This is a genomic window from Klebsiella sp. CN_Kp091, assembly GCF_040065095.1.
Taxonomy (GTDB): Bacteria; Pseudomonadota; Gammaproteobacteria; order Enterobacterales; family Enterobacteriaceae; genus Klebsiella; species Klebsiella aerogenes.
This window is the reverse complement of record NZ_JBEAIO010000041.1, coordinates 42695-59769: the sequence shown is the minus strand read 5'-3', so window position 1 is coordinate 59769 and position 17075 is coordinate 42695. Positions and strand designations below refer to the sequence as shown.

Sequence of the window (17075 nt, the reverse complement as noted above, 5' to 3'; positions counted from 1 at the left end):
TATGAGAACTTTAAACTTCAACGGTAAAATTTCGACTTTAGAACCAATGACCGTATCCTTAAAGAATGCAGTCACTGCTACAGGTCATCGTTTGCCTCGCAACGGTGGATTTAATTCCGCGCCGTATTTTCCCGGCACCAGCATTCGTGGCACCCTCCGCCATGCTGCGCATCTGGTCGTTGTAGATCGTGTGGGTCCCAACAGCGAAGGTAAAGCTCCGTTCGACCTCGCTGAACATTTCATGCTTGCCCAGGGTGTGGATATCAATGGAGAGGCGGAAGCCTTTGCCGCAGGCGAAATCAATGCCGGTTCTGAGCTGCGTAGGAAAAATCCCCTGCTCAGCCTTTTCGGCCGCTGGGGCCTGAGCGGGAAAGCTGGTATTGGTAATGCCATTCCTACAGGTGATAACCAATGGGCTATGTTTGGCGGTGGGGCTCGCTCCATTATGTTTGAACGAAACGAAAGCCTGATGGATTACCTTGAGATTGACCAGGTTGAACGTCTTGAACGGCTGTTGGAAGAACAGGCAGAAGCCAGTGTTGATATCTCCCAGATTAAATCTGAACAGGACGCAATCAAAAAAGAGATGAAGTCTGCAGATAAAGACGTGAAGGCTGAGCTCCAGAGCAAATTGAGAGTTCTGGACGAAAAGATTCAGGCCAGGAAGGACGAGAAACAGGAATCCCGTGAATCTATTCGACGCCCGATCGACCCGTACGAAGCATTCATTACCGGCGCAGAACTTAGCCACCGCATGACCATTAAAAATGCGACTGATGAAGAAGCTGGTCTTTTCATTTCAGCGCTAATCCGCTTTGCTGCCGAGCCTCGTTTTGGTGGACATGCAAACCATAACTGTGGGCTGGTGGAGGCAAACTGGACAGTGACTACGTGGAAACCGGGCGAGCTGGTTCCCGTTACTCTCGGGGAGATCAGCATCACACCTAATGGCGTAGATATTAAAGGGGATGAGCTGGTCGCGATGGTGAAGGCATTCAATGATAATCAGTCGTTTGATTTTACTGCCCGCTAACTCAATAAGTTGGTATATTTGTTTAGCTCATTTTAATTTATTCTAATCAATGTGTTGGATTTAGAGTATGCCCCCCGCTAGCGGGGGTTATCGAGACGCGCTATTGCGACTGAAATGCCCGTTTGGGTATGCCCCCCGCTAGCGGGGGTTATCGGGCTCACCCCGAAAAGCTCTGCAGGTTTTATGCGTATGCCCCCCGCTAGCGGGGGTTATCGGGCTCTGAGGATGATATGCACCGGCACAGGTGCGTGTGTCCCCCGGATGCGGGGGTTATCGGTAAGCCCAAAACATGAGGCTTTCATACAAACTGTATGCCCCCCGCTAGCGGGGGTTATCGGGTTCCCTGCACTAAAACGCTGGTGGTCGCCAAGTATGTCCCCCGCTGCTGGGGGTTAACGGCAGCTTAACGGCCCGGTTTCGCAGTTTCGCAGTTTGGCTGGTATGTCCCCCGCTAGCGGGGGTTATCGGAACTGGTTGTGGACGTGTTTCTTTCTGGGGTTGTATTTCCCCCCGCATGGGGGGGTATCGGGAAAGAGGATCTGGCAGCAACGCCCATGCAACGTGTGTCCCCCGGATGCGGGGGTTATAGAGCAGTTGGTCTTTTCGGAGTGCGGGCCCCGTAAACGGGGGGATGGACGATTGCGAAAGCTCTCCGTGATTCCTCTCTTGTGTGCCCACAATCTCGTGGAGATTGATGCCAATGAATTATGGCGAGCAGGGGGCGCATCCCTGATTTCGTCTAATGGATTAACGCAAATAGTAGCGCGTCCCTAGCAATTTCTTCTCCTGCATTCATGAGGAAGCAACTCAATATTGGAATATTTTCTCAAGGAAAGTTACTTTTCTGTCGTATAGATGTTTGCACAAATTTCAACTCAATATCCTAATATCCTAGATAGCTCCACTGTATTATGCCTGGTTCCAAGGGGTTACATACGAGTTATCAGGTCGTTTTAATCTAAAGTTGTTGTACGGAAATTCTTCATGGCGCTCTACTATCCATATTTCCTTGAGCACTTCTTTGCGTTCTGAGTTCGGATTAACGATGAATGCTTGTACGGTATCATCTTCCTGATCGATGACAATGCATCCCGACCGAATGTCATCGTCAGATGAGGTAGGACAATCTTTATTTCCATATACTTCTGCAACACTTCCGTGATCGTTAATTTTCCAACCAGGAGAAATAGCTATGGATGGTAACTTAAACGCTCCCTCTAAGAAAATCTGCTTTATATAAATATCAACTGAGTCTTTAACTTGATCGCAACCAGTAAGCAATAAGCCTGACATTATTGTTAGAGTGATAAGTTTCATTTTCATTTGCGATGTTCTCCTTTTTTTAAATTTATCACCTGTCGAAGATTTAATCATTATTTAATTAGTCTCAAATGTGAATTAAAGGGCTTATGCAATCAAAATGGAGTGGTCAGATTCATCAGTTGATATCAGATGGTAGACGCCTTGATGCTTGTGTTTGGATTTGCCCAGATGAAAAACAGCCAGTAATTATGGATTTACGAATGACGTCGCTAACCTGTTACCTGATGGGCTGGGCACCGCCTGAAAGATAACTTATACTGTTTATTTATACAGTTGTATTTTGTGGTGAGGTTAGCTATATGTTATTGGTTCCTAAAGAAAATCTGGTGCAACTTAACATTCCACTGTTTCTTGAGTTATGCCCCGCTGGTTTTCCAAGCCCGGCCCAAGACTATACCTCCAGTGAGTTAGACCTGAACGATTATTGCATAAGGCATCCCTCTGCAACCTATTTTGTCAGGGCACAGGGGAACAGCATGCAGGATGTAGGGATGCGGGATGGAGATTTGCTGGTGGTCGACCGTTCACTACGCCCTCAGAACCGAGATATTGTGATCGCCGAAGTAGACGGAGGCTTCACAGTTAAACAGCTCCAGACTACTCCCAGACTGGCCCTTCTACCCATGAACAATGCCTATTCGCCTATTTACCCTAATCCTGATGAGCTTACTATTTTCGGCGTGGTGACACATTGGGTTCACCGTGCCAGGGGTAATCTCTAATGTATGCACTGGCTGATGTAAATAGCTTTTATGCAAGCTGCGAAAAGGTCTTTCGCCCAGACCTTCGATATAAGCCTTTGATTGTTTTAAGCAATAATGACGGCTGCGTAATCGCTAGGTCAATTGAAGCCAAAAAATTGGGCATCCCTATGGGATTGCCATGGTTCAAATTGCGGGAACAGAAGTTCCCGGAACCGGTTATGGCCTTCTCCAGTAACTACGAGCTCTACGCCAGCATGAGCGCCAGGGTGCATTTCTGTCTGGAAGAATTATCATCCCGGGTCGAAGAGTATTCCATCGATGAATCCTTTATTTTAGCTGGTGGTATTGATAGCTGCATGACGTTTGAGGAATACGGACATCAGCTGCGCGATCATGTTTTCCGCTGTACTGGACTGACTATTGGTGTGGGGTTAGCTCCGACCAAAACCCTTGCGAAAGCCTGCCAGTATTCCAGCAAGACCTGGCCCCAGTTCGGAGGGGTACTCGCGCTGACTGCAGGCCAGCGTAATCGGATCGATAAGATGCTTTCTCTGATGCCGGTAGAGGAGGTGTGGGGGGTTGGTGGACGAACCACGAGTAAGCTTCATGCAATGGGCATAACCACTGCGCTGGAGCTGGCTAGGGCAAACCCTGCATTCATACGAAGAAACTTCACTGTAGTCCTTGAGCGTACCGTAAGAGAACTCAGAGGGGAAAGTTGTATTAATCTGGAAGATGCCCCTCCGCCAAAACAACAGATCGTATGCAGCAGGAGCTTTGGACAGCGTATTACAACGTATGAATCCATGCGGCAGGCAATTTGCCAGTATGCTGAACGTGCTGCGGAAAAGCTGCGGCAGGAACGTCAGTACTGCGGCCACCTGTCTGTTTTCATTAAAACGTCTCCTTTTTCCAAAAATGAACCGTATTACAGCAAAATTGCAAGCGAGCGACTCAGCATCCCATCACGTGATACAAGAGACCTTATTGCAGCTGCTGGCCGTGCTCTGGATAAGATCTGGAAAGAGGGACATAACTACGCCAAGGCAGGCGTCATGCTGAACGATTTCAAACCTGCTGGCGTGACTCAGCTCTCGCTGTTTGATGAAGGGAAGCCTTATGCGAACAGTGATGCACTCATGAACGTACTGGATACGATCAACAATTCAGGCAAAGGCAAAGTATGGTTTGCAGGTCGAGGCATCGCACCGGCGTGGACAATGAAGAGAGACATGCTCTCTCCGGCCTACACAACGAGGTGGGACTCGATACCGATCGCTACACTCTGAGTATCGCAATCAGGAAAAATTCCTTCCGTCTGCTGGTGGTTGATATTTGCTCTATTATTACCATTTGGGTATAATGCAAAGACCAAATGGAGGTTTGCTATGAAAACATTTAGTTTGTCCTCAACTCCAGCCAGACCACAGCGCCTCTGGCAGGTTGCCGGGTTAAATAATGCTGATGGCGTAGCGCTTCTGGGCCAAATCAATGAAGGTCTGGACGGGAAGGTGGCGAACCGGATAACTGACTGGGCCAGAATAACCCAGAATGACCTGAGAAAAATGTCCGGTATCCCGTCAACCACATTTAGCCGCAGTGTGAAGGCACGTTTTAACCCGGAACAAAGTGAACGTCTGGTACGTATTATCCGCGTCATTGATCGGGCGGTAGATTTGTTTGAAGGCGACAAGGAAGCCGCACAGAAGTGGTTGAACGAACCTAACCGGGCATTGAGCTGGAAAGTGCCAGCAGACCTGATGGCATCCGAAACGGGAGCCTATGAGGTCATTAAGCTGATTACGCGTCTGGAGCATGGGGTGTACTCGTGATCCTCTACAGGCTGACGAAAACAAAATATCTTTCTACGGCCTGGACCGGATATGGTGCGAAAGAGGCTGGTGGGCGCTGGAATAGCGTGGGGGTGTCAATGGTATATGTCTCCGAAACGGCATCACTAACGATGCTGGAGACGCTGGTACACCTGCATGCGGCACAGATAATGGACTCTTTCACGCTACTGAGTATCGATGTGCCTGATGAACTGATCCAAAGCGCAAACATGGATGAATTACCGGGCAACTGGGCTGATGAGGATGCGCCTCAGGAACTGGCTGATTACGGCGATGCCTGGTCATATACCAGGAGCTCGGTTGCACTGCGTGTTCCCTCAGCCTTATCGCCGGTAGAGTTCAATTATCTGTTAAATCCTGAGCACCCTGAGTTTTACGGGATCGTGCAGAAGGCTCAACAGATACCGTTTCGGTTTGATAGTCGTCTTAAACCTGACAGGAAGTGAAGCAAAGGAGGAGAGGGTGCTGTCATGATGCCTGGCGCTCCTGTCCGGTGTCACATAAAAAAAACCCGCCAGCGGCGGGCAAAGACTACACACAGCTATTACAGGATGATTCAGGCAGTTTCTTCGTAAACGTTGTAATCCAGCTTTGCTCCACTGTAATTCTGCAGGCTACGGGCTTTATTCATCGCGCAACTGAACGCATTCGAACGATCGCCTGCACTCCCATTATGCCCATAGCGGGCAATTTCATACGGTTTCTCATAACTGCATTCTTCCAGCACAATAAATGCTCCCGGTTCACTGGTCAGCAATTCGAAACCAAGACCTGCGGCCTTTGTATTCCTTAACTGGTAATATGCAGTGAGTGTCATAATTGATTCCTTAAAATAATACCGATACAAAGATATTTCTACAGGTATTGTTGAGCCTGTAAAATTGCTGATGGTTCTGAGTGCTTGTAAGTAATAATAACTTATTCAAGTGGCGCGTCAATTGGCTAAATAACCTTACCTTCATTAAATTTTGAAAGAAATACAATCAGGAAAAGTGACTTTAAAAATCTCTTTCAAACATGACGCTACTGATATCTGATATTGCCTGGATAATTTTGTCATAGGCGTACACCTATATTTTGGCGTAAATCTTCAAACAGGTGGCTGAGTCATTTCGCGAATATCAGACATGGATGCAGCTGGCGAACAAGGGGGTTGTCCTGGCACTGCATTGCGTCTGCACAGAGCCGTTACACTGGACGGCACAGAAGTGGTAACCGGAGCATACCGACAGAGGGGAAAATTCATGACTGAACTCCAGCAGATGCCAGGATGCAGGGCAGAAACACGGCAGAAACCATCTTAAAAATTATTGGATTACCAGCTTATTAGCCTGGGAGGATGGGAGTAAACACGGTATAATGGTGTCGGCGCTTGAGGCTTTTTGCCTCATAACGTTTGAGTGGTTTGGATGTTGTGTGGCAGAAGGCAGAAAGCCCCGTAGGTAATTTTCATTAACCCACGAGGCCCACTGAATGTCTAGTCAACACCAGTATGGCCTCTTACCGTGCAATTTGCAAGGAGAAGAAAGCCATGAAGCTACCGCGAAACGCCCTAGTCTGGTGCGTATTAATCGTGTGTTTAACGCTCTTGATATTCACATGCCTGACCCGGAACCGCTTATGCGAAGTCCGGCTAAAGGACGGGAACAGGGAGGTCGCGGCAAGCCTGGCTTACGAATCCAACGGTAAGTAGCAACCTGGAGGCGGGGGAAACCCCGCCTTTTCAGGAGCTGGGTTGATCTGACATGCCTGAAGCGCTTTATGAAGGGGTTACCGGTTCGCGCTGGTAGCCCCTTTTTCCTGCCCGGATACCAATTAAAAAACCGCACGACCGGCGGGGAAAATCAAAAAAAAAGCCCACCAGTGGCGGGCAAAGACTACACACAGCTACTACAGGAAGATTCAGGCGGTTTCTTCGTAAACGTTGTAATCACACATTGCGCCGCTGTAATTCTGAGAGCTTCGCGCTTTATTCATCGCGCAACTGAAGGCGTTCGAGCGATCGCCAGCTGTACCGTTGTGTCCGTAGCGGGCAATTTCATTCGGTTTTTCATAACTGCATTCTTCCAGAACAATAAAGGCAGCAGCTTCACTATCCAGCAATTCGATACCGAGCCCTGCATTTTTTGTGTTTTTTAACTGGTAATATGCTGTAAGTGTCATGCCGGACCCCTCATAAGTAATAACGTTAGTAATAACACATTTCTATGGGTATAGTTGAAATTTATTAAACTGCCCTGAACCCCGATATTAACAATAATATTCAGGGTGATAAATGATTAAATCAATGCATCTATGCGTCAATTTCCGTTATGTTAATTTATCATTCAAAAAACTGCAATCAGGAAAATAAATATCCGACCACTGCCACCCGGCGAGACTGGTCATTATTATCTGGGGGCAAAATAATTGCTGGGCATATAGACACTGAAAGTTTATTAGTATAGATAACTGTTCGATGAAATAACACATTCCATAAACAGTGCAAAATTATGGCGTGAGATAAACAGGAAAGTAACTTTTTAGGCTGAGGTCATCACACAGACATAGTTCCTCAATATTAAAACCTTCATCGGACCCCCTTGAACGGTATTATTCGTTAATTATTTTGGGTCTTGATGCATTGATTTTAATTGCTATCCTGGTTATCTGCCAGCGGAGTGTTCTTAAGGGAGCGCCGCAACGTTAAAGACAGGGACAATAAAATGACTACAACACAATTAATCACTGCTGCAGAGAATGAAGATGTGTTTACCAATATTATGACCACGCTGGTGGAGTTGGCAAAACACGAGGGAGATTTCATGTTGAATGACGCCATCTGTCGGGCGGAAATCGATATCGACGAAGATACATTTTACAGCATGATTGGGGGTCACAGGCAATCCGCTGCACAATGTGTCCGCTTACTCAGGCGCTGCGGGGCTATCACAAGTAAAGCAGTGTACGACCTTGCGTCGAACGTCGAGCGTCTGGCTCTACGGCTTGCCCGAGATGAATGGCTGAGGGATATGCCATTTCCGTTAAAATCCCTGGCATTTTATCAGGACGAGGCGACAGCAAAACGCGAAAGCTACCTGGTCAATCAGAAAGAGAAACAGTATCGGTTCAGTGTCTATGTAACAGGGCGTGTGGAATACCCTGAAGATAACCCGATGCAAGGCACCTACATCACAGACGGGACATTCCTGCTGGGTAAAGCCCAGACCGTGGCAGACGCGCTGGAACGGGCAAAGGAAGCCGCTATGCGTGGTGAATGGAACGAACGTGGGGAGGAAGAGGATAGTTATGATCCGTGGATGTGCAGAGACTGCGGACCGGTCAGCTTTTATGAAAGAACGATCGAAATCCGGGATGAAAATGAACGGCTAGTGGTTGCCGGTAATGCCTGCAACCTGGAATGGTACGGGCACGTTGCTAGTCTGGAGGAAATCCGCCGAATTGAAGAGCAACAGAAGGCACTCTACGAGAAAGCCAGCTACGAAAGCGGCTGGGACAACTATGAGACCGCTCGTCAGTTGCGACAGGAAGCAGAACAGTTATCCGTCGGTATTGTGGATGAATACTGGCGCAACCACCCGGACGTTATTAAAGCAGTGGAGGAGTTTAATTATCCGGCGTTCATGGATGAAGAGGCGATCGCCTTTAACGCGGACGAGGACATGGGGATAGAATGACGGTCAGCTGGTGGGGCAAGCATGTACAATTCAAACCCGCTAAAGCACCTGGCGGGCCAACTGGGGCACGCCGATCACCAATAAACCCCGGAACCTTTCTTCTGATTGCAATTTTTCCAAACGACCAAAAGTGTTCGCGGGCACAGAGGGGGTTAAGGGGGGAGTGGCTGACCGCACGTATCCGATCCTTTCCCTTGTACTGATGCAGGTTGCTCAATTGTCATGTACTGTTTTCTGAAAGAAGTGATGAAGGCAATCAGAGGAAAAGATACTTTCGCTCACACTGGCAGGCACCCCGCACATTACCAGAAGGACCTGACGCAATTATGACGAGCAGAGCGGGCGTGAGACGCCATACCGCTGTCAGGGCTCTGTAAAATATTCCGTGGCGTATTCAACCGCATCCAGCGATGCGCAACCTGTCATACCGAAGTAACGCCGGTCAGTTACGCCGTCAATCCTGAACGGTACCAGCGTGCCGGTGTGTCCTACCTGCACCTCTCGTACATCAATGATCACATCCTTTTGAGTTAAATGGGGCTTCGAAAACAGCCGTTCGCCATTTAACAGTACATTCTTCAAAACGGCGGCTGTGGCCTGCTCTGTCGTCACTGAAGGGCAGGCGCGTATATCCGCCAGGAGAGACGCACGGGCGTCCAGCCAGTACCACGCTATAAGCACTGCTATAAACACGGCCAGCGCTAAAACAGATATCCCTGCTACTTTTAAAAACTTCATCATGGGCAGCTCCACTTACCGATTATTTTACACCGGGCCGAAATATGACACAGAAACATAATGCCAACCATCCCTGATAATGTCAGTGGCCGGAAAGGATGACTGGGGTAAACAAAACACAATCAGAGGAAAAGCTATTTATGACCGGCATCATTGGGCCGGTATGAGTTTGCATAATGCCTGGTAAATTACGGGTTATCGGGTACACAGCAATAATGAATCTTCAGGCGAAGAAAGTAACTTTTGTCGCTGGTGGATGTTGGCAGTCACCAGGGGCAGGCATTCAGAGAAAAGTAACTTTTACCTATCGCCGGATACTAACCCTGAAATGCCTGGGTGATTATGAATGGGCGATGATATAAATAAACTGAAATGAGCTGAATGCTCTAACCAGTGGCTACGACAGACAATATGATTATGTATAATGGCTACATGTCTCAACATTAAAGTATCAGCGTAAATATAGGGGCTTTATGTATTATTTTAACGTTTATCCTCTGGGGGTGAACGGCATGATAGTTCTTATGCATAAAGCCGACAAACAGAATTACAAAGTTCGACGTGATTGGATTCTTGCAGTGATGGTGACGTTAGGAGAAATATCTCTCTTGGGGACTATTTATTGCATTTACGGGTCATTAACTCAGATTTAACGCAATAGGGGGTTTTATGGATGGAAATGTTGTTTGGTGGGGGTGGGTCATCGTGGGTGCGGTGTTCCTGCTAATTGAGTTGCTCACCTCAACGTTTTTCGGCTTATGGATGGCTATTGCCGCAGTGTTCCCGGCAGTCCTCTCTTTTCTGATCCCTGATATGCATCTCGGATGGCAAATCGGCATTTGGATCATATCCATGCTCGTCTGTGCGTTCCTCTGGGTACGTATCAGCAAACGCAATAACCCGAATAAGTCCATTCAGGACACGGTTATCGGGCAAATCGGCATTCTCTCCCGAGGCAGCGCCAGCGAAAAGCAAGGAGTCCTGATCCTTCAAAAACCGGTTGAAGGTCGGACCGATTGGAAATGCATCTCTGATGACGAGATCGCGCCAGACAGTCGGGTCGTTGTAACAGAAAAAGTGAACCACGATGTTTTACGCGTGGTTATCTCTAAATCGTCTAATTCCTGAAAGGAAGGTTATAAAATATGCCAATTGGATTAATTGCTATCATTATCATTCTGGCCGTTGTGCTGTTAACGCTGTTTAAATGCGTGCGTATTGTACCACAAGGGCAACAGTGGCTGGTGGAACGCCTTGGGCGCTATCACAGCCAGCTCGAAGCTGGCCTGAATATCGTTATCCCATTCGTGGACAGTGTTGCATATCGTCTCTCCACGAAAGACCAAATCATGAAAATTCCGTCACAAGAAGTTATCTCCAAAGATAACGCCGTGCTGTCGGTCAATGCTATCTGTTACGTAAAAGTCGTTGACCCTCAAAAAGCGGCATACGGTGTAGAAAACTATCAGATTGCGACCGTAAATCTGGCGATGACATCCCTTCGTGCGGCAATCGGTAAACTGGATCTGGACGAGAGCCTGTCACAGCGAGATGAGATTAAAGCAACCCTGCTGAAATCTATGGCTGAGCAAATGACAGACTGGGGTTTGTCGTTGCGCTCAATTGAGATTCAGGACATCAACCCGTCTGATTCTATGCAGGCGTCGATGGAAGAACAAGCCGCAGCAGAACGTAAACGTAAGGCTATTGAAACACTGGCTACCGGTAATAAGCAGGCCACTATCCTCGAAGCTCAGGGGGTGAAGGAGTCTACTATTCTCCGTGCTCAGGCTGATCAGGAAGCCGCTATTCTGCACGCAAAGGCCCGAGTATCCGAAGCGGAAGGTATCAAAGACGCAAACACTTTGCTTGCCGAATCTATGGCGGGTGAAGGCGGGGAAAAAGCAATGCAGTTCCAGTTAACCACTCGTTACATTGAAGCCCTGAGTGCGCTGGGAGAAAGTGAAAACGCGAAGGTTATTGCTTTGCCTGCTGATCTAACTAAAGCTATGGGCGGCTTAATCGGTTCTGGTGTTGCGCTGGGTGCCGGTAGTGAAGTTGCCAAATAAGCCTGCATGGTGACGCTGATGGGGGCTACTAGCCCCCATTCGGTGAGTAATGCTGAAAGACAGTCATTCGCGTTTTTCATGATTACTTATTTTTTTCAGGAGTCAAATATGGGCATTAAATTTCATGATTTCAGAGATGACAGACAAACCTTTGTCATGAGTACGCTCTACGTAATTCGTGGGCTTGCGGCAATGACAGTATATTTTTTCAAAACGTTTCCTTTAGCATCCTTCTATGTATTGCTGGTGGTCACTCTGTATTGTGATATGAACAATATACCGTTGAAGGGGATTTTTCAGGAGGGGATGCTCATTAAGCTATCCGCCTATGCATTACAAGCAAACGTGCTCTGGCTTGGTGTTAAGGTGTCGATGAATTCAGACGAATTTTTCTAGGGACATAAGCTTCAGGGCACCGTACTCATAAGGAAAAAGTTACTTTCTGAGTCATGGATATAAACCTTTGCCTTGCTGCTGCTGGTGGATGGACTGGGTGATCGTCTTATTGAATGGAAATTAACGAATACGTATTGGATCGGGAGCATTTTCTCAGACTACAAAGAAAGGCAGGCAACATGAAAAATGAACAGCAATCAGAAAATAATGGATGTTTGGTTTTGCCCTTAAGCCACAGCAATCGGGACCTGATTTCACTATCACTCGAACAGATAGCTGCATTACCAGATGCCCCAGTGTCTGGAGCGGGGCGGAAAAGCAATCTGTCATTCTTACCGTCTATAACTTCACTGAACGGCGTACGCTTCGCTGACCTTGACGTGGAGTCTGCACACCGCTTTACCGAACTCAGGGACATTGCTGGTACGATAGGCTTGATACTGGTAGCAGAGGTCCATTCAGGCCCCAACAATGCTGTTGTGCAAACTCCAGAGGGGATGAACGACAAACAGCTGGTGGACTGGTATGTAGAGAATAACGCGATGATATCAGTCAGCCGGTTTGTGAAAGACTCACCGTGGTGAGTAGGCCTCCCAGGCGTCATTAAGCAGGTTGGTGCGGAACTCCTGATGTCGCACCTACTGTTCCCACTTTATCTCAAAACGTGCTTCATTTGATAATATCAGGCTAACTGCCTGCATTGTTGGGCTACCGCTGTTGCCATGGCTCATTCTCGCCGGAATCATGCTGTAGCGCAGGCTCCAGAAGGGGAATGACTCGCTACTGCAGGGTCAACCGTAAATCATCAGATAAAACTGACATTGAGTCGCCATTCAAACAGGGCCCGGCAGAAAACTATTATCCCACCATCCCACCGGTCGATATTCACCACAAAAGTCACTTTTAACCACCGGGAACAGTGCCCCACAATTTCTGGTTGTTTATGATTACCCGATCACCTTATTCCTGTCGCTAAACACCAACCCAAAATACCAGAATCAAAAACTCGCACTAAATATGGAACCAGACTTGGTTACGATGTCGATAAAAGTGATTTTTACCGGAGCGGGCAAAAGTCACTTTATTGCCCGGGTGAAAAAGGGGGCTTTGAGGAGGCGTTTGAATCTTTATAATAAGAGACTGGTAAATCTGCTGGTGGACCTGACATGACATTTCTTAAATCTCTGGACTCACCGCCATTCATCGCAACGTATCGTTGGGCGGGCTCATTCGATGGACGGTATATGCCTCAGGCGTATTCACTTCTGCAGGATCTGAATCTCCGTCACTACCTGCCAGTGGTCAATGCCGAGTTTGATATCTGTGTCATTCACTGCGGCAAGGAATTGTGGCGCTTCAGGCTGGTGGATGTGAAATCTGATGAACATCAGAAAAGGATGGTGGCCCGGACGGCATACCGGCTAAACCAGTCAATGGGGATCGCCGAGCAAATGGTCAACATGATCCACGCCTGGCAGTCGGTGCCTCACCTTAACCCACCAGCATCTGACTATATAAATTAAACAGGGCCCGCTGGTGGCCCTATTTATATCAGATGATGAAACGGGTAGCGCTATTCGCGGTACTGTTTATGGATGACTTCAGACCGTTTACGTGAAAATAACTTTTTCAGCGCACGGAAGAACAGGGTGGTTGTCAGTAACGTAAAATAGGTCACTCTGTGCGGTACGGATATGGGTTGCCGGTGTTTCAGTTTCAGTGAATAGACGTGCCCGAGGTCGGTCAGCAGCGTCTGGGGAAGCATAGCTTTACGCAGGTCATTTTCGATCCAGCCAGTTTCCTCCACACTAAAAACCGGCTCTGCCTCGTACGAGGTGAACTTGCTCCCAAGGTCATCACAATTGGAGCATAACCACTCCGGTACGGGGTCCGCCATGAACTTACTGCGCCCGGTCAGCAACACGACGTTGATGATGTGCTTATCATCCCTCTTAATAGCCCGACATACGCCTGATATGTGCGTTTTATTCTGGAGGAACGGATTCAACATCCTGTGTTTCGCTTTACCGTAGCCGTACACCACCGTCCATGATTTATCGTCGAGGGCACCGTAAATGTCACCGGCATAATGCTTCTCTTCGATAATGAAGATCCCTTTCGTGCTGATAAATATATGGTCAATCTGTGTCGTCTGCGATGAATTCAGCGGAAGAGTAACATCTGATATGAGTCTTCCCTCCAGATCAGCCAATAGACCTTTCAGGGCATTACGCGTACGCTGTTCACTGAACATGTTACTGACAAGCGGCCAGACGCACAGAATAATGCATGACAGAATAAGCATGACGAACACCAGAAAGATGGTCGATAACGTGGTCAGGTCCATCGTCACCTCACCGGGCTGGTGGTATTCAACGCACCGGACAGCGTCTCTTTCAGATTAACGTCCAGGGACAGCCCCAGCATGCTGCTTAACGTGGCTTTTGGTGCGTTATAGTCCCGAAAACGTGTCGTGCCATAGACGATGCTAAGCCGTTCACGCACCTCTGTGCTGGTGGCTGTATCATCGATAAGGCCAAACTGCTTCGCCCTGTCACCCAGCCAGAAACGCCCTGTGTAGAGCAGTTCTTTATCCGCCTGTTCACGGGAAAGTAACTTTCCTTTGCGACCAGATTCGACATCATGAATAAACTGTTCATGCATTTTGTCGAGCAACTCACTGTGCAGAAATGCTTTGGTTTCGTCATCAATGGGACGCCATGGGTCAAGGGATGCTTTATAGGCACCGGCCGTTAACGGTTCGTTAGCCACACCAAGGCGATCCATAATCCTGGACACATCCCAGTGGTCCATACGTACGCCGATGGAGCCGATAATGGCGTTAGGATCTGCATAAATGGCATCTGCCGATGAGGCGGCGTAATAACAGGCAGAGGCGCACATATTTTTAATGCTGACGATTATCGGTCTGACGTCACGGGCTGTTGCTGGTAATTTTCCATTTCCGGTCCCCAATGCTTTAAGGAGTGCCTGTTTAACGTCGTCGGCTGGCGCTGGTGGTGTGTCATTTTTATTCGATGACTCAATCTGCCCTGAAATATCTATAGTGAGCCCCGGAGCTCCATGAAGGGATGCCCTCAGCGCATTTATTTCCCTGTAAATATTGATGGCGTCAGACGGGCCGCCACCACCCGATTCGGCATCGATGAGAATCGCTTTGGCGTGGGGATTATCCCACGCTTCGCGTAACGCACGGGCAATAATAACCCCGTCACCTGTAGGGGTGCCTGTTCCCATTTCACCATGAATACGGATAACCGCAATATGGTCCGCGCCTTTCCCGTTCTTCTGTTTATCCTGATACATGGACCAGCCACTATAACCAGCAAAACCAATACCAATTATTGTCAGGACCATTTTTGATAACACATGCGATTTATACAAACGGAAAAATTTCTTACTTTCACGTGATACCACATCCTGAACAGAACCTGTTTCAGGTTGAGGTGGCCTTTTTTTTAACATATATTTCCTCACATGAGTTTTTGGTAATGCGCAAGAAGCCGGTTAATGGCAATAGCAAGCAACGCCAGAGCAAGCGGCGGGAAATACTGTGTCAGCCCGTAGAATAAATTCAGGTTAGGGACGACCAGATACGCAAATAACAACACGCCGATTATCGTCAGCGAGCGGAACCAGAGGCGGTAAAGCTGAATTGTAACATCACCAAAAACAAATCTCTTCATTTTCCACTGGTAATAACCATCCAGCGCTAAGGCTATCATCAGGGGCAGGAATGTGAAAAACCAGCCTACCAGCAGATGCCAGCGGTAAATGGCCTGGTACATCATTAGCGGGATGTTTCGGGCTGCGGTATAGCTCGGACTCATGAATTTGTTTACCGCAAGGTTCATCCCCTTCGCCGGTTTTGTTTTATCATCCTCGGGTAAAAGGACTTTATTTATGTAACTTGTGAGATTTAATTCTACAAAGAGATAATTAAACGTCTTTTCCGTATTCTGGGTCACTTTCTGCCATCTGTTGACATCCATAAGCGATTTGCTGGCGTTCACCTCCGCTCTGATATCTTTATAAAGGGTATTAGTGTCCTCCAGATAAACGTTGAACAGAAAATAAATCAACAGACCCAGCCCTAACCCAAAGCGCAGCATCGTCATGCGCTGCGCCGCCATATCTTTTTCAGCCATTAGATTCACCTGCAGGTTTGTTATTAATCGGAAAACAGTCTGGTCCAGATGGTAGCCAGACGGATGTTCGTTGCTCTGTCGAGGTAGTGATTCTTCCAGCCATGAAGAATGCCCGAACAGGCAAGGTCATCCGATGCGATCAACCTGGATATCAGAGAGAAAGTTACTTTTCGGTGTACGTCTGCATTTTTCCAGCGCACCTGGCCTGGGGATGGCATATACACCGTATCTTCATCTACTGGACGTAAACGAGAGAACTGGCTAAACGGCTCAGACCATGGGGTCCACACTGCGCTTAATGCATTTCCATTAAACCGGACGGGGAGGGACAACACCGACGCAGAGAACTCATCGAGAACCGACTGAATAATACAGCTCTTGCGGTACATCGATGGCTGGTGGCGGTTGCCCAGGATTGAAAGGTCAATGACCCGGTTGAAAAGAGAGGTGTATTCATCAGATGGATCGCACAGGTTCCCGCTCCATAAAAGTAACTTTTCTTTCAGGCCGGAGATAAGGGCATCCTCTTCGAAAATGCCAAGGTCATGCTGGTGGATGTCGGGCACCTTTCCGTTTCGTTTACGGCGCATCACCTGATATTCAACCTTTTCAGGCATGTCAAGGAAAAGGGAAAGTAATCCTGAGATATCGACAAACGCGGGTAACAGGTACCATCCCAGCCGCTCTGAGTTAACCTGGATAAACGCCATGCGTTCCTGATTGGTATCTATCTGGACGTCAACCCTGTGGCTCTTAGCCATGCTGGCGGCCAGCAGCTGACTGAGCCAGTCGGTGAAAGGACCCTGCGAGACTGACCAGTTGTAAGACACTTCCTTATCGTCGTGCGTAACGATGGTGACGGCATACCGTATGACAAAAAATTCAGACAGTGTCCGGGCCAGCACATCCAGACTCTCAATGGTGTCATGGGCATACACCTTATAAAGATCACCGGTAAGCTTCTGTGCATACCGTGACAGTATTTCCGGAAGGGCCTCATCGTCAACATCAATGCCGTACTGTTTCAGCGCCTTATTGGCGCGTGATATATATTTGGGTTGAGTTGAATTCATACTGAGCAAAGATGCCCGGGAAACCTGTTTTCGCTCCATA

20 protein-coding genes and 1 pseudogene are annotated in these 17075 nt (G+C 48.0%); 13 read left to right on the top strand and 8 right to left on the bottom strand.

Features of this window, described 5'->3' with window-relative positions; genetic code table 11:
- Position 1: 1 nt before the first annotated feature.
- A complete protein-coding gene (locus ABLV17_RS16100; protein ID WP_348854395.1) occupies positions 2 to 1033 on the top strand; it encodes a CRISPR-associated protein Csf2 in 1032 nt (343 codons plus the stop codon).
- A 909-nt stretch (positions 1034 to 1942) separates the two neighbouring features.
- Here the strand turns inward: ABLV17_RS16100 and ABLV17_RS16095 are convergent.
- Positions 1943 to 2356, bottom strand: a complete 414-nt coding sequence (locus ABLV17_RS16095) for a hypothetical protein (protein WP_348854394.1) — start codon at positions 2354 to 2356, stop codon at positions 1943 to 1945.
- A 299-nt stretch (positions 2357 to 2655) separates the two neighbouring features.
- Here ABLV17_RS16095 and umuD point away from each other — a divergent pair, with 299 nt between their 5' ends.
- The 4 genes from umuD to ABLV17_RS16075 all read left to right on the top strand — a co-directional run bounded on the left by umuD (position 2656) and on the right by ABLV17_RS16075 (position 5359).
- Complete coding sequence (gene umuD, locus ABLV17_RS16090; RefSeq protein ID WP_348854392.1) at positions 2656 to 3078, top strand: translesion error-prone DNA polymerase V autoproteolytic subunit; 423 nt, start codon at positions 2656 to 2658, stop codon at positions 3076 to 3078.
- On the top strand, positions 3078 to 4349 hold the full coding sequence (gene umuC, locus ABLV17_RS16085) for a translesion error-prone DNA polymerase V subunit UmuC (protein WP_348854391.1): 1272 nt from the start codon (positions 3078 to 3080) through the stop codon (positions 4347 to 4349). The genes umuD and umuC overlap by 1 nt, the downstream gene beginning before the upstream one ends.
- 99 nt (positions 4350 to 4448) lie before the next feature.
- Positions 4449 to 4892, top strand: coding sequence for an antitoxin Xre/MbcA/ParS toxin-binding domain-containing protein (locus ABLV17_RS16080; RefSeq protein ID WP_004026357.1), 444 nt, complete (start codon positions 4449 to 4451; stop codon positions 4890 to 4892).
- The gene (locus ABLV17_RS16075; RefSeq protein WP_085551624.1) at positions 4889 to 5359 is read left to right on the top strand and encodes an RES family NAD+ phosphorylase; all 471 of its coding nucleotides are present in this window, start codon (positions 4889 to 4891) and stop codon (positions 5357 to 5359) included. The genes ABLV17_RS16080 and ABLV17_RS16075 overlap by 4 nt, the downstream gene beginning before the upstream one ends.
- A gap of 110 nt (positions 5360 to 5469) precedes the next feature.
- Here the strand turns inward: ABLV17_RS16075 and ABLV17_RS16070 are convergent, their stop codons facing one another.
- Positions 5470 to 5730, bottom strand: a complete 261-nt coding sequence (locus ABLV17_RS16070; protein ID WP_004026352.1) for a hypothetical protein — start codon at positions 5728 to 5730, stop codon at positions 5470 to 5472.
- 656 nt (positions 5731 to 6386) lie between these two features.
- On the opposite strand from ABLV17_RS16070, the pseudogene ABLV17_RS16065 reads away from it, so the two are divergent.
- Both ABLV17_RS16065 and ABLV17_RS16060 read left to right on the top strand, forming a co-directional pair.
- Positions 6387 to 6539, top strand: a pseudogene (locus ABLV17_RS16065) (DUF5431 family protein); the annotation flags it as partial.
- On the top strand, positions 6484 to 6606 hold the full coding sequence (locus ABLV17_RS16060; protein WP_085842394.1) for a Hok/Gef family protein: 123 nt from the start codon (positions 6484 to 6486) through the stop codon (positions 6604 to 6606). The pseudogene ABLV17_RS16065 and the gene ABLV17_RS16060, both read left to right, overlap by 56 nt.
- Before the next feature lie 209 nt (positions 6607 to 6815).
- On the opposite strand, the gene ABLV17_RS16055 is transcribed toward ABLV17_RS16060, so the two are convergent.
- A complete protein-coding gene (locus tag ABLV17_RS16055) occupies positions 6816 to 7076 on the bottom strand; it encodes a hypothetical protein (RefSeq protein WP_085551625.1) in 261 nt (86 codons plus the stop codon).
- 542 nt (positions 7077 to 7618) lie between these two features.
- Between ABLV17_RS16055 and ABLV17_RS16050 the strand changes: the two genes are divergently transcribed.
- Positions 7619 to 8590, top strand: a complete 972-nt coding sequence (locus tag ABLV17_RS16050; RefSeq protein ID WP_348854390.1) for a Hok/Gef family protein — start codon at positions 7619 to 7621, stop codon at positions 8588 to 8590.
- A gap of 363 nt (positions 8591 to 8953) precedes the next feature.
- Here the strand turns inward: ABLV17_RS16050 and ABLV17_RS16045 are convergent, their stop codons facing one another.
- Positions 8954 to 9331: a phosphonate ABC transporter substrate-binding protein gene (locus ABLV17_RS16045; RefSeq protein WP_348854389.1), complete on the bottom strand. Its 378-nt coding sequence runs from the start codon at positions 9329 to 9331 to the stop codon at positions 8954 to 8956.
- 666 nt (positions 9332 to 9997) lie between these two features.
- Between ABLV17_RS16045 and ABLV17_RS16040 the strand changes: the two genes are divergently transcribed.
- The 5 genes from ABLV17_RS16040 (at position 9998) to ABLV17_RS16020 (ending at position 13316) form a co-directional block, all read left to right on the top strand.
- A complete protein-coding gene (locus ABLV17_RS16040; protein WP_348854388.1) occupies positions 9998 to 10456 on the top strand; it encodes an NfeD family protein in 459 nt (152 codons plus the stop codon).
- A 17-nt stretch (positions 10457 to 10473) separates the two neighbouring features.
- Complete coding sequence (locus ABLV17_RS16035; RefSeq protein ID WP_348854387.1) at positions 10474 to 11397, top strand: SPFH domain-containing protein; 924 nt, start codon at positions 10474 to 10476, stop codon at positions 11395 to 11397.
- 108 nt (positions 11398 to 11505) lie between these two features.
- Positions 11506 to 11793, top strand: coding sequence for a hypothetical protein (locus ABLV17_RS16030; protein WP_348854386.1), 288 nt, complete (start codon positions 11506 to 11508; stop codon positions 11791 to 11793).
- A 179-nt stretch (positions 11794 to 11972) separates the two neighbouring features.
- Positions 11973 to 12377: a hypothetical protein gene (locus tag ABLV17_RS16025; protein WP_348854385.1), complete on the top strand. Its 405-nt coding sequence runs from the start codon at positions 11973 to 11975 to the stop codon at positions 12375 to 12377.
- A 660-nt stretch (positions 12378 to 13037) separates the two neighbouring features.
- Positions 13038 to 13316: a hypothetical protein gene (locus ABLV17_RS16020; protein ID WP_348854384.1), complete on the top strand. Its 279-nt coding sequence runs from the start codon at positions 13038 to 13040 to the stop codon at positions 13314 to 13316.
- A gap of 50 nt (positions 13317 to 13366) precedes the next feature.
- Here the strand turns inward: ABLV17_RS16020 and ABLV17_RS16015 are convergent, their stop codons facing one another.
- From ABLV17_RS16015 to ABLV17_RS16000, 4 genes are read right to left on the bottom strand one after another with little or no spacing between them, the layout of a single operon-like run.
- A complete protein-coding gene (locus tag ABLV17_RS16015; RefSeq protein WP_348854383.1) occupies positions 13367 to 14140 on the bottom strand; it encodes a nuclease-related domain-containing protein in 774 nt (257 codons plus the stop codon).
- Between the two features lie 2 nt (positions 14141 to 14142).
- Positions 14143 to 15279, bottom strand: a complete 1137-nt coding sequence (locus tag ABLV17_RS16010) for a S49 family peptidase (protein WP_348854382.1) — start codon at positions 15277 to 15279, stop codon at positions 14143 to 14145.
- A gap of 8 nt (positions 15280 to 15287) precedes the next feature.
- Positions 15288 to 15962 carry a DUF4400 domain-containing protein gene (locus ABLV17_RS16005; protein WP_081331530.1) on the bottom strand — a complete coding sequence of 225 codons (675 nt, stop codon included), beginning with the start codon at positions 15960 to 15962 and terminating at the stop codon, positions 15288 to 15290.
- A gap of 23 nt (positions 15963 to 15985) precedes the next feature.
- A complete protein-coding gene (locus ABLV17_RS16000) occupies positions 15986 to 17074 on the bottom strand; it encodes a hypothetical protein (protein ID WP_348854381.1) in 1089 nt (362 codons plus the stop codon).
- Between the last annotated feature and the right edge of the window lies 1 nt (position 17075).